The 13,419-nt window shown below is 36.7% G+C and carries 18 protein-coding genes; 12 read left to right on the top strand and 6 right to left on the bottom strand.

All coding sequences use genetic code 11. From position 1 onward, the window contains the following. Window positions 1-302 precede the first annotated feature (302 nt). The 4 genes from EKM66_RS07205 (at window position 303) to EKM66_RS07190 (ending at window position 2,362) form a co-directional block, all read left to right on the top strand. Window positions 303-830, top strand: a complete 528-nt coding sequence (locus tag EKM66_RS07205) for a helix-turn-helix domain-containing protein (RefSeq protein WP_125763083.1) — start codon at window positions 303-305, stop codon at window positions 828-830. Window positions 831-1,039: 209 nt separating this feature from the next. Further along, a complete protein-coding gene (locus tag EKM66_RS07200; protein WP_125763081.1) occupies window positions 1,040-1,558 on the top strand; it encodes a helix-turn-helix domain-containing protein in 519 nt (172 codons plus the stop codon). 167 nt (window positions 1,559-1,725) lie between these two features. Further along, window positions 1,726-2,079, top strand: a complete 354-nt coding sequence (locus tag EKM66_RS07195) for a type II toxin-antitoxin system RelE/ParE family toxin (RefSeq protein WP_125763079.1) — start codon at window positions 1,726-1,728, stop codon at window positions 2,077-2,079. Next, window positions 2,072-2,362: a helix-turn-helix transcriptional regulator gene (locus EKM66_RS07190; protein ID WP_125763077.1), complete on the top strand. Its 291-nt coding sequence runs from the start codon at window positions 2,072-2,074 to the stop codon at window positions 2,360-2,362. The genes EKM66_RS07195 and EKM66_RS07190 overlap by 8 nt, the downstream gene beginning before the upstream one ends. A gap of 25 nt (window positions 2,363-2,387) precedes the next feature. Here EKM66_RS07190 and EKM66_RS07185 read toward each other — a convergent pair whose 3' ends face one another. The 3 genes from EKM66_RS07185 to EKM66_RS07175 all read right to left on the bottom strand — a co-directional run bounded on the left by EKM66_RS07185 (window position 2,388) and on the right by EKM66_RS07175 (window position 5,525). Further along, entirely contained in the window at window positions 2,388-3,773 is a 1,386-nt protein-coding gene (locus EKM66_RS07185; protein WP_125763075.1) for a sensor histidine kinase, read from the bottom strand. Further along, window positions 3,766-4,461, bottom strand: coding sequence for a response regulator transcription factor (locus tag EKM66_RS07180; RefSeq protein WP_125763073.1), 696 nt, complete (start codon window positions 4,459-4,461; stop codon window positions 3,766-3,768). The genes EKM66_RS07185 and EKM66_RS07180 overlap by 8 nt, the downstream gene beginning before the upstream one ends. 608 nt (window positions 4,462-5,069) lie before the next feature. Continuing rightward, window positions 5,070-5,525, bottom strand: a complete 456-nt coding sequence (locus tag EKM66_RS07175; RefSeq protein WP_125763071.1) for a Fur family transcriptional regulator — start codon at window positions 5,523-5,525, stop codon at window positions 5,070-5,072. Between the two features lie 230 nt (window positions 5,526-5,755). Here EKM66_RS07175 and EKM66_RS07170 point away from each other — a divergent pair, with 230 nt between their 5' ends. From EKM66_RS07170 to EKM66_RS07155, 4 genes are all read left to right on the top strand, one after another. Next, window positions 5,756-6,448 carry a VIT1/CCC1 transporter family protein gene (locus tag EKM66_RS07170; RefSeq protein WP_125763069.1) on the top strand — a complete coding sequence of 231 codons (693 nt, stop codon included), beginning with the start codon at window positions 5,756-5,758 and terminating at the stop codon, window positions 6,446-6,448. Window positions 6,449-6,470: 22 nt separating this feature from the next. Beyond that, the gene (locus EKM66_RS07165) at window positions 6,471-7,172 is read left to right on the top strand and encodes a VIT1/CCC1 transporter family protein (RefSeq protein WP_125763152.1); all 702 of its coding nucleotides are present in this window, start codon (window positions 6,471-6,473) and stop codon (window positions 7,170-7,172) included. 64 nt (window positions 7,173-7,236) lie between these two features. Beyond that, window positions 7,237-7,491: a hypothetical protein gene (locus tag EKM66_RS07160; RefSeq protein ID WP_125763067.1), complete on the top strand. Its 255-nt coding sequence runs from the start codon at window positions 7,237-7,239 to the stop codon at window positions 7,489-7,491. A gap of 69 nt (window positions 7,492-7,560) precedes the next feature. Then, entirely contained in the window at window positions 7,561-8,394 is an 834-nt protein-coding gene (locus tag EKM66_RS07155; protein ID WP_125763065.1) for a methyltransferase domain-containing protein, read from the top strand. A gap of 105 nt (window positions 8,395-8,499) precedes the next feature. On the opposite strand, the gene EKM66_RS07150 is transcribed toward EKM66_RS07155, so the two are convergent. Further along, entirely contained in the window at window positions 8,500-8,772 is a 273-nt protein-coding gene (locus tag EKM66_RS07150) for a metal-sensing transcriptional repressor (protein WP_125763063.1), read from the bottom strand. Between the two features lie 174 nt (window positions 8,773-8,946). On the opposite strand from EKM66_RS07150, the gene EKM66_RS07145 reads away from it, so the two are divergent. After that, on the top strand, window positions 8,947-9,270 hold the full coding sequence (locus tag EKM66_RS07145) for a thioredoxin family protein (RefSeq protein ID WP_125763061.1): 324 nt from the start codon (window positions 8,947-8,949) through the stop codon (window positions 9,268-9,270). Between the two features lie 537 nt (window positions 9,271-9,807). Here EKM66_RS07145 and EKM66_RS07140 read toward each other — a convergent pair. After that, window positions 9,808-10,836, bottom strand: coding sequence for an LCP family protein (locus EKM66_RS07140; protein ID WP_125763059.1), 1,029 nt, complete (start codon window positions 10,834-10,836; stop codon window positions 9,808-9,810). Window positions 10,837-10,975: 139 nt separating this feature from the next. Between EKM66_RS07140 and arsC the strand changes: the two genes are divergently transcribed. The 3 genes from arsC (at window position 10,976) to EKM66_RS07125 (ending at window position 12,379) form a co-directional block, all read left to right on the top strand. Beyond that, window positions 10,976-11,398: an arsenate reductase (thioredoxin) gene (arsC, locus tag EKM66_RS07135; protein ID WP_125763057.1), complete on the top strand. Its 423-nt coding sequence runs from the start codon at window positions 10,976-10,978 to the stop codon at window positions 11,396-11,398. A 118-nt stretch (window positions 11,399-11,516) separates the two neighbouring features. Next, a complete protein-coding gene (locus EKM66_RS07130) occupies window positions 11,517-11,795 on the top strand; it encodes an alpha-amylase family protein (protein ID WP_125763055.1) in 279 nt (92 codons plus the stop codon). A gap of 95 nt (window positions 11,796-11,890) precedes the next feature. Next, on the top strand, window positions 11,891-12,379 hold the full coding sequence (locus EKM66_RS07125) for a cysteine hydrolase family protein (RefSeq protein WP_125763053.1): 489 nt from the start codon (window positions 11,891-11,893) through the stop codon (window positions 12,377-12,379). A gap of 201 nt (window positions 12,380-12,580) precedes the next feature. Here EKM66_RS07125 and EKM66_RS07120 read toward each other — a convergent pair whose 3' ends face one another. Next, a complete protein-coding gene (locus tag EKM66_RS07120; protein WP_125763051.1) occupies window positions 12,581-13,306 on the bottom strand; it encodes a GntR family transcriptional regulator in 726 nt (241 codons plus the stop codon). Window positions 13,307-13,419: the final 113 nt, after the last annotated feature.

Below are 13,419 nucleotides of genomic sequence, written 5' to 3'. Positions count from 1 at the left end.
CTGTGTAATATTTACCAAGTAATAAGGTTCGTGTTTTACAAAAAGCTATATTTACCAGTAGATTGACCGATAAAATGATATAAAGGTGATAAACCAAAAAAAGAGTGGTAAATATTTTTAAACCTCATTTATTCTAAATATTAATAGTGTTTTTTGATCATAATATATATGATGTCGAAAATATTTGGCTAATTAGTTAGCCGTTATAACGCCCAAAACATTCTAAATACCAATGCAACCAAGAAGTGCTACCCCAAAACATCGCTCATCAGATATCCTTAAATTGAATCGAGGAGATAATAATGCAAATAGGGAAACAACTGCAACAACAGCGTAAAAAACATAATATGTCCCAGGAAGACTTAGCTAAGAAAATGCATATCTCAAGGCAGTCAATCTCAAAATGGGAAAACGGAACTTCTTTACCTACGTTTGCGAACGTGGTTGTGATCGGTGAACTGTTTGATATTTCTCTCGACGAATTAATTAAGGGGGATGAAGCTCTGATGAACAAATTTGAAGAAACAACACCAAAAATGAATAAGGCAATGGAAATATTATTATTTGGAATTGGGATAGCGATGGTAGCATTTGTATTTTCATCATCAATATTCAATATATCTGAGAGTACTTTGGAAAACTGGTTGTTTCTACCGATACTTGTTTCGTTCTTTTGTTTTATATTCAGTATTAAATGGCAGAATATCGATAAGATAACGAATAAATGGACTGTAATTTTGGGTGTCATCTGGTTGGCACTAGTTATGTGGCCAAATATTTACAGCTTTATTGAAGGATTTACAAGAGAAATGAATACTTTAAATGGTTAGTGAAATGAATTCAATACGAATCTGAATGATTTGATTGAATTCATTTTTTTTGCTATCAATGCTCTAATAATAGGATTATGATATAACCCATCGTTGTAAAGTATGGTTTACATAACCACCGTTATAACGATGATATGCAAATGCAACTGTCAAGTTCTACTAAAACATAAGATGAACAGTTATTCTGAAATTGAATCGAGGAGAGAGCAATGCAAATAGGTAAACAATTACAACAGCGTCGAAAAGAACAAGGTATGTCCCAGGAGTTGTTGGCAGAAAAACTTCATATATCTCGCCAATCCATTTCTAAGTGGGAAAACGGGTCTTCATTACCAAGCTTTGCAAATGTCGTTGCAATCAGCGAACTATTTGACCTCTCTCTAGATGAACTAATAAAGGGAGACGAAGATCTTATGAAGGAACTAGAAAAAGGCTCAAAAATTAACAAAGCATTACTTATAGTATTGGTGGGAGTAGCAGGGGCAATTATCGCCTTTATTCTCTCAACTACTGTATTCAACATATCTTATGACGTATTATACAATTGGCTAGCGTTACCAATATGGATATCATTCTTTGCACTGATTTGGAGTATCAAATGGAAGAACATTGATAAGATAGTTTCAAAGTGGACAACTGTTATAGCAATCATTTGGATCACAGTATCATTATGGCCACATCTTTATGAACTAGTTGCTGGATTCTTAGATGGATTCAATCATCGTTAAAGGGCGTTACAAAACAGGTTTTGTAAAGGTACCGCATTTGTGTAGTTGTAAATGCGGTGCCTTTTTTACGGTTAAACGGAAGAAGTTATCACATAATTTCTTTAGAGATATATTCTGAGATAGATCTCTGAGGGAGTGAAATTATATCATATATGATATAATGTGCGATGAGAAAAGTTAAATTTGTATTTTTAGAATTAGATGGTAAGAGTGAAATATTGAATTTCATTAATGGATTACCAAGCAAGGATAAAGCTAAGCTGTATGATGTGATCAAATCAATATCTGAATTTGGCATTTCGATTGCTTCTAGACAAGAATGGGTTAAAAAAATTGATTCTGATATATATGAAATTCGTTCTAAATATGGCAACAATATTCAAAGATGTCTGTATTTTCATAAGCATGAGAATACATATGTGATAACAAATGTATTTACTAAGAAGACTGATAAAACACCACGACGAGAAGTTAGACGTGCCAGATTATTAATGAATAGGAGCAAATCAAGAGATGAATAAAGTTAAATATATTGACGCACTAGATTACATTGCTTCAGAAAAAGAGAATGATTCCGAGTTATCTAAGGTAATGGATGAAGAAAAAAGTAAGATGGATTTGGCGGTTGAGATTACTGAATTAAGACGTTCCATGGGTCTAACACAGGAAGAATTCGCCAAAAAGGTAAACAAACCACAGTCAACGATTGCTCGAATTGAAAGTGGTGAAGAGAATCCAACTTTTAAAACTATTTTTGAAATCGGCTATGCGGTGGGAAAACAAGTTAACGTCTCATATGAATAAACATAAAAAAGCACTTGGCTGAAAATCAGTCAAGTGCTTTAAATGTAACTGCGAAAGTACTTCCTTGAGGGGAGTTATCATAAACAGTTACTTGTGCCTCGTTTAGAACGGCTAGTTTTGAAACAATAGCTAACCCCAAACCACTACCTTTAATCTCGGTAGAATGCGATTCATCGACACGATAGAAACGTTGGAATATCTTATCTTTCTTATTATCTGGGATACCGATACCTTGATCTGTAACGGTCAAAACAATATTTTCTCCAGATTTATGAACGCCTAAAGTGATAACTTTGTTTTCAAGTGAATATTTACTGGCATTGTCCAATAAGGCAATACTCATTTGTTGAATCATGTCAGTATTACCGTTTACCTTCAAATTGGGTTCAATATCAGCATGAATTTGTTGAGGGATTGAAGACTGATAATGCTCACTTAGCTGTTGAATTATTTTGGATAAGTTGATCTCAGTGAGTTCTACTTCAGCTTTATCTGCACGAGATAGGTGGAGGAGGTTTTCGATGAGTTTTTGCATCCTCAATGATTCTTCATCAATAAAATCAAGGGATTCAGGGATTACTTCGGGGTGTTTATCGCCACGGCGCTTTATCAAACTGATGTTTCCGCGGATTGCCGCAATTGGAGTTCTTAATTCGTGTGAAGAATCGGAAACAAATTGTTTCTCACGGTCCAGACGTTGATTTTGAACGTTCAATAAATCATTGAAGGAATTACCTAATTCGTGGATTTCTAAAGGGCTTTTTGGAACTGTTAGTGTAGGTTGCTGAGTGTTCAAATTTTGAGTAGTCTTTTTGGTTTCATTAACAAGTTCAAGCGTTGGTGAACTTAATCGCTGCGCCAGTCTTTTAGCCCACCAAGTACCAAATCCTAATGTCACGAAAACTACAAGGACAATCACCGTCAACAGTAGTAACAGACTTTTTATTAGATTATTCAAGCTGACCCATAGTTGATAAGTTGTGTCATTGTTCTTTTGAGTGTAGTAAAGGAATAATCCATAGCTTGGAATGTAAACAATATTTTTGTTAAAGAAAATGTGTAATTTTTTCCGAGCTAAGAATTTTTTGGATGATGGAGAAGTCATGATGATACGTTTGCGTTTCAAAGATGCGGCGGTCACTGATTTGTCCTGTGTTTTAACACGGATGAAAGAATTTTGCTTAGTATGTCGTTCATTAGCGTTATTCCATTCGATGAAACTAGGAATACTCTCAATGTTGGAACGATTTAAGCTCATCATCAGGCCCTGTGCATCGTGTGCAGTTCTAAGAGACTGTTGAACGCCGACAAATGCGAGAATTATCAAGCTAATTGATAAGGTAATGATGACGACTAAGCGATTAATACCTTGATTGATCAGTTTCTCATAAGTTGTAGTCTTCTTATTCATTGGCTGTGTCCTCGATCGAATAGCCAACACCACGTATTGTCTGGATCAAAGGCTGCTCATTCTTACCATCGATTTTGCTACGAAGATATCCAATGTAGACATCGACGACGTTTTGCTGACCAAAAAAATCCTCACCCCAGACATTATCCAGTAATTCATCACGAGTGAATACTTGTCCAACGTGCTGTAGGAAGAACAATAGTAGGTCGAATGCTCGGCGTGTTAGTGGGATATTTTCATTATTTTTCACGACTTGATGAGATTTGGTATAAAGTGTTAAATCGGCTATTTGATATGTTTGGTCAGGTTCAGACATTTGCTCTGCACGTCGCTGAATCACACGCACTCTGGCTAGTAATTCTTCAATTTCAAATGGCTTAGTTATGTAATCGTCCGCGCCATTGTCGAGTCCAGTGACTTTATCGCCAACATAATCACGAGCAGTCATGATTATAACTGGAACTTGATCATGCTTACGAATTCTACGCAGAACTTCCATTCCATCTAATTTTGGCAACATCCAGTCAAGGAGGATAAGTAATAGTTCGTTTTGATTTTTTGCGTATTTGTCCATAGCCTCAAGACCGTCATTAGCGACGACGACGTTGAAGTCTTCGAATTGTAATTCTTTGGTTAGATAGCTTGAGAGACTAAGCTCATCTTCCACGATTAAAATGGTATTTTTCATTTGAACCTCCTAAAAGGTGTTAGTTGTATTCATTATAAGTGATAATTCCTTTAATGAAATATGTTTTGTGGTTTGTGGGGGAGTTCGCCTCCGGTTGAAAATAACAATCCTGCAGTGGGACCGATTCCAGCCGAAGGGCGGTCTGGAATCTCGATTTTGAACTTTACATAACCCGTAAATTTCAAAAGTCGTCCGGTGCTGTAAGAACGGTAAACCACCGTTCAACACCACTGTCACTGCCGAATTATTATTTTCAACCTGCGGCTGGTTTGGGTTTTTAGGTATGTATGGATGCTATTTTCCAAATTATTTATAATCATTTTTCACATAGTAAAAAAATAAGTTCCTTCTCAAAAAGAGACGGAACTTATTTATTATTCATCTTAAGATTTTAAATACTGTGTCTATTAAGAAATCATCTCAAGCGGAGGAGGTCGAAAATATATCCAGCTGTGAGATGGCGTTAGCTGACGATTTTGGTCAGCTTAGGCCATGGGTCGAGCTTTAAGACATGCGTTCTTCATGGCTTAAAGTCGAGTCGGAAGCCCGTCCTTTGGCTGGAGCGACCCCACAGCAGGATATATTTCCGACTTCCGGAGCAACCCCCACTATTTAATCCCCAATTTAACCTGACACTCAGGACACAGACCATAAACCTCCATGTGATTACCAGAAATCATATAACCAGATATTTCAGCGGTCTTTTCTTCAAGGGCTTTTTCGTCCTTACTGAACCCAGGATACGAAACGTCTACGATTTTACCGCAATTTGTACATATTGCATGGTAATGTGGGGTACCAAAGTAGTCATAATGGGTACTGCCATCACCATTTTGTAATTCAACGACCAAATGGTGATCGACAAAAGTATTGAGAGTGTTATAAATCGTTGATGCGCCCATGTTGGGAAGCTCTTTGCTTAGGCCGTCCCGAATAGTTTCAACAGTAGGGTGGTTATGATGACTTGCCAAATACGCCAAGATTATGTGACGTTGTGGCGTAACACGTAATTTGTGCTCTTTGAGAACTTTTAGTGTATCCTCCATGACAGAACTATTAGCCATAAGCAATCTTCCTTTCTGTTACTTATTATTAACTTGGAATCATTACAATCTAATTATAATACTTGCATTGTAATAATATCAATTAATGTTTACTTATGTAGTCGAAGATGGGCGTGTGTTATAGTTTTACTTTTTCAGAAAAAAGTATTAGTATGTATTCGTTAGTAAGTGAGAATCATTCCAATATAGAAATGATTACAACAAAGGACTATGAGATAGGGGCGATAAAAATGCAAAAAGCCAAGAAGAAAAATAGAAGTCTCGCTGAAAAGATCAATGTTATGCGTGCCAGTGTTATGGGCGCAAATGATGGAATCGTTTCAGTTGCTGGTATAGTTATCGGTGTTGCTGGGGCCAAGAGTAGTAATTATGCAATTTTCTTAGCCGGTATAGCTGGAATGCTTGCCGGAACTATTTCCATGGCAATGGGTGAATGGGTCTCAGTAAGTACCCAACGTGACAGTGAACGTCGTGCTATTGAGAAGGAGTCAGCGGCACTCGATGGTAATTATGATCGAGAGTTTGATTTTATTAAGAATAAATATCAAGCGACTGGCATTTCTTCTGAACTATCGTTGAAAGCTACTAAAGAAATGATGAGTGATGATCCGCTGGATGTGGCTGTGCGTGAAAGATTTGGGTTCAATCCCAAAGAGCACACAAGTGCGATCGCAGCCGCTATGGCATCAATGATTTCGTTCCCAACTGGATCGATTTTGCCATTAGTATCAATTACATTTTTCCCAGAAAATATCAAAATCATTGCGACAGTGATTGCCGTTATTATCGCTTTGACTATAACTGGTTATACAGCCGCAGCACTTGGTAATGCCAATAGATTGAAGGCTGTCTTTAGAAACGTTGTTTCAGGATTATTAACAATGCTTGTGACCTATTTGATAGGTTCGCTATTCGCACACTAAGACTAAGGATGTGACAAGTTTGATGAAGGCAATAAATGTTCCAAAAGCAAAGAAACAAAAGAAAACAATGGCAGAACGTTCCAATACACTTCGTGCCGGAGTTCTAGGTTCCAATGATGGAATTTTAACAGTTGTCGGAGTTCTATTCTCAGTCGCTGTTGCCACAACAAACCAGTTTACGATCTTTATTGCTGGTCTGTCAGATCTTCTAGCATGTGCTTTTTCAATGGCTTCTGGCGAATATGCTTCAGTTAGCTCCCAAAAGGATACCGAAAAAGCAGCTATTGAAAAAGAACGTGAATTGATCAAAACTAATTTTGCTGGAGAGGTACAATCTGTCGCTAATTTCTACGTTGAACGTGGTGTTACCGAAGATACCGCTAGAGAAATCGCTGAAGAATTAATGCAAAAGGACGCTTTGGGTACTGTTGTCAAAGTTAAGTATGACTTGGAGTTGGGTCACTACATGAGCCCTTGGGATGCAGCCTTTTCATCACTAGTTGCCGCAGCATCAGGTGGCATTTTCCCACTTGTAGCTATGACGCTTTTGCCGGTATCATTGCAATGGCCAGGAACTATTCTCGCAGTTACATTGTCGGTTGCTCTGACGGGGTTCTTGAGCGCTAAGTTAGGTGATGGACTAGTCAAAACAGCCATCATCAGAAATGTTATTGTTGGTATTATTACTATGATTATTCACTATTCTGTTGGTTTGATGCTGTAGTTTCGAGCAAATGATCTGTTAGATGATATAATTAAATAAATATATCAATTAAGGTCGGATCATAGTGTTTAAAACATTGAAAAAATATTATCGTGATTACTGGGGTGTTCATATCATTCGATTGGAATTTCATTCTCCAATGAGCTTTGATCCACGAATGTATCCTCAACTTATGCGTATGGGTACATGGAATCGTAATGAAGAACGAACAGCATGCTTGTTGTTAGCCACTAAGTCGTCAAATTACAAAGAAGATGTTTTGATCGATACACTGACTAATGCAGGCATTGAGAGTAATGAATATGACATAAGACGCTGAAATTGATTTTTCAGCGCCTTTTTTACATGCTATTCTTATTAGTAGACAAAAAGAAATTTGGTAAATGAAATGAATAAAGATAAATTAAAAAGATTCTCAAATAGTCAGGAGTTCTTCAAATGTCCTAACTGTGGTGAAAAACTAGTATTAAATGGCACAAGTTTGGTTTGTGAGAATGGTCATAACTTTGATATTTCTAAATTTGGTTATGTAAACTTTCTATTAAACATGAAGCAACAGAAGAATTACGATAAGGCAAACTTTGAAAACCGTGGTCTGATTTTGAAAGACGGATTATACGATCACATTTTGAATAAGTTGACAGAAATCATTTCCGGATTGCCAATTGAGACAATCCTAGATGCAGGTTGTGGAGAAGGATATTATTCACGTGAGATTCATGATTCATTGAATAAGCAGTTATTAGCCTTCGATATTTCTAAGGATTCTGTCCAACAGGCTGCTAAAAATGACAAAGAGAATGCGGTTAAATGGTTTGTCGGGGATCTAGCTCAGTTGCCAATTCAAGATAATAGTATTGATTGTATTTTGGATATTTTTTCACCTGCCAACTACAATGAATTTCATCGAATATTGACAGATAAAGGATATCTGATCAAGGTTATTCCTGGAGAAAATCATGTAATTGAATTACGTAAGCAGGCAAGTGAATTCCTTAGAAGTGACAGTTATTCCAACCAACGTGTTCGTGAATACTTTGAAGAACATTTTGATGTTGTAGATGAAGTGAATGCTACCCAGACTTATCATGTATCACCAGAAGTTCGCGATGCTTTCATTAAAATGACGCCGTTACTATTTAATGTAGATACAGATGCCATTGATTGGACTGGAATTGATCAAATTACGGTTGATTCAAAGATTTTGATTGGTAAAGCTTGATGTATAATCATGTTTTAGATTCAACAAAATGGGGATTGTAATCCAAAAACGGATTACAGTCCCCATTTGACTTAATATGCAAAAGTTTAGCATTAAGTTACACTCTTATTTTGTTTTCAGCATCAAATCTAGTGAACTTTGAAGATTTTTAAGCTCATTTTCATCAACACAATTAACATTTTTACGGATATTTTGGGCAATGACGAGTTTCATAGCCTTATCGACACCAGACTTAACGGCTGATAGCTGAACCAAAACATCATCACAAGAGCGCCCTTCGTCCATCATACGTAGAATACCGTCTAGTTGGCCTCGGGAACGTTTGATCTGACTAGTTATTTTTTTACTAGCATCTTCTTCTTCGATAGTTTGAGACATTTGTTGCCTCCTGTAATTATTTATTAATGTAATTATACCTAGTAGGGTAGTGTACTTCAAATAATATGCTAAAAATTCTTTTGGAAGCAAAGGAAGCAGAATGTTTGATTAATTCTACCCTAGGGGGTATATTGTTAATTGAAGATAAACTTGATTCTTAAGGAGAGTAATAATATGAGTAATATCAAAGAAATTAGCGATGCAACTTATAACGATGAAACGAATTCAGGCTTGGTGATCACAGATTTCAATGCCGACTGGTGTCCTCCATGTAAGATGATGAATCCTATTCTTGAGAAGTTATCATCAAATGAGGAATTGGGTGACAAAATCAAATTCACATCAATGAATGTTGACCATAATCCAGAGACACCTAACAACTTTGGTATTCAAGGTATTCCTACATTTATTATCAAGAAGGATGGTAATGTAGTTGGTCGTATGGTTGGCTATCAACCAGAAGAGAAGTTCCGTGCGGCATTGGCTCAGTATATGTAGGTTTTTCGTCTCCGGTTTGAAAGCGATGAAGCCTGCAGTGGGACCGGCCTCAGCCAAGGTCTGATGCCTCGATTTTGAACTTTGCATAACCCGCAAATTTCAAAAGTCGTCCTGTGCTGTAAGAACGGTGAAAATCACACCGTACTAACACCACTACCACTGCTGGCTTCTTCACTTTCAACCTCCGACTATTTGGATGTTGATATATAGTAAATTTGGAATAGATATAGGTCGGTAATACTATTTTGTTAATGTACAGTTACTGAATGGGTTATATTCCAAATTTATTTAAAACCAACCAAGCTGTAGGAAACAAGATGTTTCATCAGCCGTGAAGGTGATGTTGAACGGCAACGCCGTTCTTACAGCACAGGACGAGCTTGGAGATTTGCGAAGCAAAGCTTCAAGTCGAGGCTCCAGACCTTGGCTGGAGCCGGTCCTATGGCAGATGAAATATCTTGTTTCCGGAAGTGTCAATAAAAGCAACACAGCAAACTAAAAGACAGATACTTGCAATTAAGCAAATATCTGTCTTTTTTAGTACGTATTATCAGTGTAATAGGTAGTATCAAGCCCATTAGTATCGTAATCAGTATTATCAGGATCTTTGAAATAAGCAGAATTAATTTTGTTCAGCTTAGTTTCAGTATTGTTCAAAGTCTTCTTATCTAATCCAAGATTGTCACGCAGTATATCAGATGCTGTCTGTAATGTGTCTGTAGATAGGATTTGATATGAACTCTTGTTTATCCATGCACCCTGACCTTGCAATTGGTAAGTCTTAAAATTGCCACTAACACTGTGGTATTTAAGTGGGAAACTTTCCATTTGTTTATCAGTTAAATCTGAATTTACATCTGGACCCAATTCTGTAATCAAGTTTGGAAGTTTAACCAAATATTTTGGTTGTTCAAGTTTCTTCACGACAGCTTTGAGAACTTGTTGTTGACGAATTTGTCGACCGTAGTCACCACGCGGATCTTGGTAACGCATGCGGACGTAGCTAAGTGCTTGTTTACCATTCAAGTGGTGAGTTCCCTTAGGGGTGGTAATTCCGTCATAACTTACTTTAATAGGGGTCGTGACGGTAACTCCACCGACAAAATCAACAGTCTTTTTTAGTGCTCCCATGTTGATAGCAACACTGTAATCAACAGGAATACCTAGTAACTTGCTGACGGTATTTTTTGCCATTTCGGACTTACCGATATTGTAAGCAGCGTTGATTTTTTGGACGTCTTTTTTCTTCTTGCCAGCTCCAACGATTTCAGCCATTGTATCTCTTGGAATGGAATACATAATTGACTTGTGAGTTTTGGGGTTCAGAGTAACGATCATCATTGTATCGGAATTACCACGATCAATACGACCATCAGCTCCAGTATCGGCACCCAATAATAGGATAGAAATAGGCTTGCCTTCATTTATCTTGTTAGAAACGCTAGTGTCATTGGAATCAACAGAATCCAAGGCCTTTTTACCTTGATAGACATAGAATCCTAGTGCAGCAGCGATAACTACTAGGATTGAAACAATAACAATTATAACTCTTTTAAAAATTTTCATTATATTCTCCGACAAAACACATTTTATGAATAGATACATTGTAATCATAAGTACTTAATAATGTAAAGTAATAATTTACTTTTAAAAGATTCTTGAACAGTGTATGATTTGTCTAATTAAAAAACAACGAGGTTGCATTATGAAAAAAATCTATTTTATTTGTACAGGTAATTCTTGTCGTTCCCAAATGGCGGAAGGCTTTGCCAAAAAGTATCTTCCAGGATGGGAAGTACAAAGTGCTGGAGTTGAAGTCCATGGGTTGAATCCTAAGGCAGTCGAAGTTATGGCAGAAAAGGGAATTGATATTTCTCATAACACTTCTAAATTAATAGATCTAAATTATTTCAACAAATGTGATTTTGTTATCACTCTCTGTGGAGATGCAAAAGACAAATGTCCAGTGGTTCCCAAAGGAGTAACACACTTACACTGGGGACTTCCTGATCCTGCACAGGCTACTGGTAGTAACGAAGAAGTTATGAATGTATTTCGTGAAGTAAGAGACAAAGTTGAACGAAAAATAGAAGACTTTAGCGAAAATCCCCATATTATAGTTAATTAATTTAAGATTACTTGTTATTTTTGTCACAATAGGCTTTTTAATCAATGGGCAAAGTGTTATTCTAGTAGTGGAGAATGAAACCGCTTGCATAGATTAAACTTATTGGGGAGATGATTTTTTGACAGACGGCAAAGTAATGAGAAGTATTAAGAGATATGTGGATTCTTTGGAGGTCAAGATAGTCTTTTCCGAACCAACAAACTTTAATCCTATTAAATATCCAGAATTGGAAGAAATGGGTAAATGGAGTCACGATAGAGTAAGAAATACTTTGACTTTACAAACAAAACATCTGATTGACTATAACGAACGTGATTTGGTACAAGCTTTGACCGATTCACGAGTTGATCCTTACAAATACGCTATTGAGTCCAAAACATTCGCAGACGCACTATAGTCATAAAATAAAGAAAATCCAGAAATTGTCCGGAGTTTCTTTATTTTTTTTGCCCAAGTGTTTTAATTAAGACAAGTAATAGGAGGGGGAAGATTATGCCAAAATTAGCACAGGTTCTACTCGTATTAGATATGCAGACGGCTTTTAAGTATGGTTATAACTACGATGGAGTTTTGAAAAACATAAATAGTAGAATTGAAGATTATCGCTCAGCAAAGTTGCCGATTATTTTTGTTCAGCATGATAGTGCTGACTTAATCAAAGATTCTGACTTGTGGCAGTTTTCCGTGGGATTGGATAAGCACGACGATGATATGACTGTTGAGAAAAACCATCCCAATGCATTTTATCGGACCAATCTAGATAGCATGCTCAAAGAAAATGATTTGAGTACTATTGAAGTTTGTGGAGTACAGACGGAATATGGATGTGATTCTACCGTTAAAATGGCCCATGGATTAGGTTATAAGGTCTATATGAAACATGATGCAACGACAACTTTTGATAATGATTATATGAGTGCCGAGAATACGATCGAATTTTACGAGAGTATTTGGAATGGTACTTTTGTAACGTTTGTATAGGAAATCAAAAGGTGCTGTGACATAACTATTTTCACCTTAAACGTGCAGCATAAACGTGCAGCATAAACGTGCAGCATAAACGTGCAACGAAACATAGCTTTTTCCGCTTAAAACAAACAAGACTAGCAATCCAAAATCGGATTACTAGTCTTGTTTGTTTTAATACTCGAAAGCTGACCATGTTTCGTAACACTTCCTTTTTTATAGCGTTATATCGGCGGTTATATGACTTCTTTGATATGGAAAATGTGTGATAGAAATCTCAAAAGGTTGTCCGTCATCCAAATAACTTAACTGATTTATAACCATCATAGGTTCATCGACTTCTGTAGCAATGCCGATGTCGACGTCTAGCTGGGTAGCCTTTTCGGCACTAATAACACGATGAGATCCTTCGATATGAAGTCCTTCTTCTTGTAGATGTGCGTAAACAGATCCCAGTAGAACTTCTTTAGTAATGGTAGTTATTTTGGTTGGCATGATAGTGTTTTCGTATGCAAAGATTTCTTTATTAACATAACGAACGCGACGAATAACATATACAGGATCAGTTGGCTGAATAATTAATTTATCAGCTTCTTCAGTTGTGGGCATACGAGCGGATAACTCAAGAACTTTGCTGGTAACTTTTTTGCCTTGATTAGTATATGTTGCGCCTAACGGCTTATCTATAGGTGAGACAGAACCATAGTTGGTACTATCTTCATCGGAAATATAATCTTTTCTAACAAAGGTACCAGCACCGCGCTTCGAATAAACCATCCCTTCCACAACCAATAATTGAATTGCCTTATGGACAGTTATTCTGGTAGTACTAAAATCCTTTGCTAATTGATTTTGATCTGGTAGTAGTTCTCCAGGAACATAGTTGCCAGAGCGAATTTGATCTCTTAATTTGTTTGCTACTTCTTTATATTTATATGCCATGTTACTGCTTCTCCCTGAATGTATACGTATACGACTAACATTTTATCATGTTTCAAGAATAATGGTTGATTTAAATGTATATACTTTTATAAAATTAAATGTTTACATTCGTG

Source organism: Companilactobacillus hulinensis, assembly GCF_003946555.1.
GTDB lineage: Bacteria > Bacillota > Bacilli > Lactobacillales > Lactobacillaceae > Companilactobacillus > Companilactobacillus hulinensis.
The sequence above is the reverse complement of the archived record's forward strand: the minus strand, read 5'-3'. Positions and strand labels throughout refer to the sequence as shown.

Excerpts from the sequence above, each read along its gene's own strand:
- EKM66_RS07120 (WP_125763051.1), bottom strand. The coding sequence starts at position 13,306 with ATGGCATATAAATATAAAGAAGTAGCAAACAAATTAAGAGATCAAATT.
- EKM66_RS07190 (WP_125763077.1), top strand. The coding sequence starts at position 2,072 with ATGAATAAAGTTAAATATATTGACGCACTAGATTACATTGCTTCAGAA.
- EKM66_RS07145 (WP_125763061.1), top strand. The coding sequence starts at position 8,947 with ATGAGTAATATCAAAGAAATTAGCGATGCAACTTATAACGATGAAACG.
- arsC (WP_125763057.1), top strand. The coding sequence starts at position 10,976 with ATGAAAAAAATCTATTTTATTTGTACAGGTAATTCTTGTCGTTCCCAA.
- EKM66_RS07200 (WP_125763081.1), top strand. The coding sequence starts at position 1,040 with ATGCAAATAGGTAAACAATTACAACAGCGTCGAAAAGAACAAGGTATG.
- EKM66_RS07150 (WP_125763063.1), bottom strand. The coding sequence starts at position 8,772 with ATGTCTCAAACTATCGAAGAAGAAGATGCTAGTAAAAAAATAACTAGT.
- EKM66_RS07175 (WP_125763071.1), bottom strand. The coding sequence starts at position 5,525 with ATGGCTAATAGTTCTGTCATGGAGGATACACTAAAAGTTCTCAAAGAG.
- EKM66_RS07165 (WP_125763152.1), top strand. The coding sequence starts at position 6,471 with ATGAAGGCAATAAATGTTCCAAAAGCAAAGAAACAAAAGAAAACAATG.
- EKM66_RS07155 (WP_125763065.1), top strand. The coding sequence starts at position 7,561 with ATGAATAAAGATAAATTAAAAAGATTCTCAAATAGTCAGGAGTTCTTC.
- EKM66_RS07125 (WP_125763053.1), top strand. The coding sequence starts at position 11,891 with ATGCCAAAATTAGCACAGGTTCTACTCGTATTAGATATGCAGACGGCT.
- EKM66_RS07170 (WP_125763069.1), top strand. The coding sequence starts at position 5,756 with ATGCAAAAAGCCAAGAAGAAAAATAGAAGTCTCGCTGAAAAGATCAAT.
- EKM66_RS07180 (WP_125763073.1), bottom strand. The coding sequence starts at position 4,461 with ATGAAAAATACCATTTTAATCGTGGAAGATGAGCTTAGTCTCTCAAGC.
- EKM66_RS07195 (WP_125763079.1), top strand. The coding sequence starts at position 1,726 with ATGAGAAAAGTTAAATTTGTATTTTTAGAATTAGATGGTAAGAGTGAA.
- EKM66_RS07185 (WP_125763075.1), bottom strand. The coding sequence starts at position 3,773 with ATGAATAAGAAGACTACAACTTATGAGAAACTGATCAATCAAGGTATT.
- EKM66_RS07205 (WP_125763083.1), top strand. The coding sequence starts at position 303 with ATGCAAATAGGGAAACAACTGCAACAACAGCGTAAAAAACATAATATG.
- EKM66_RS07140 (WP_125763059.1), bottom strand. The coding sequence starts at position 10,836 with ATGAAAATTTTTAAAAGAGTTATAATTGTTATTGTTTCAATCCTAGTA.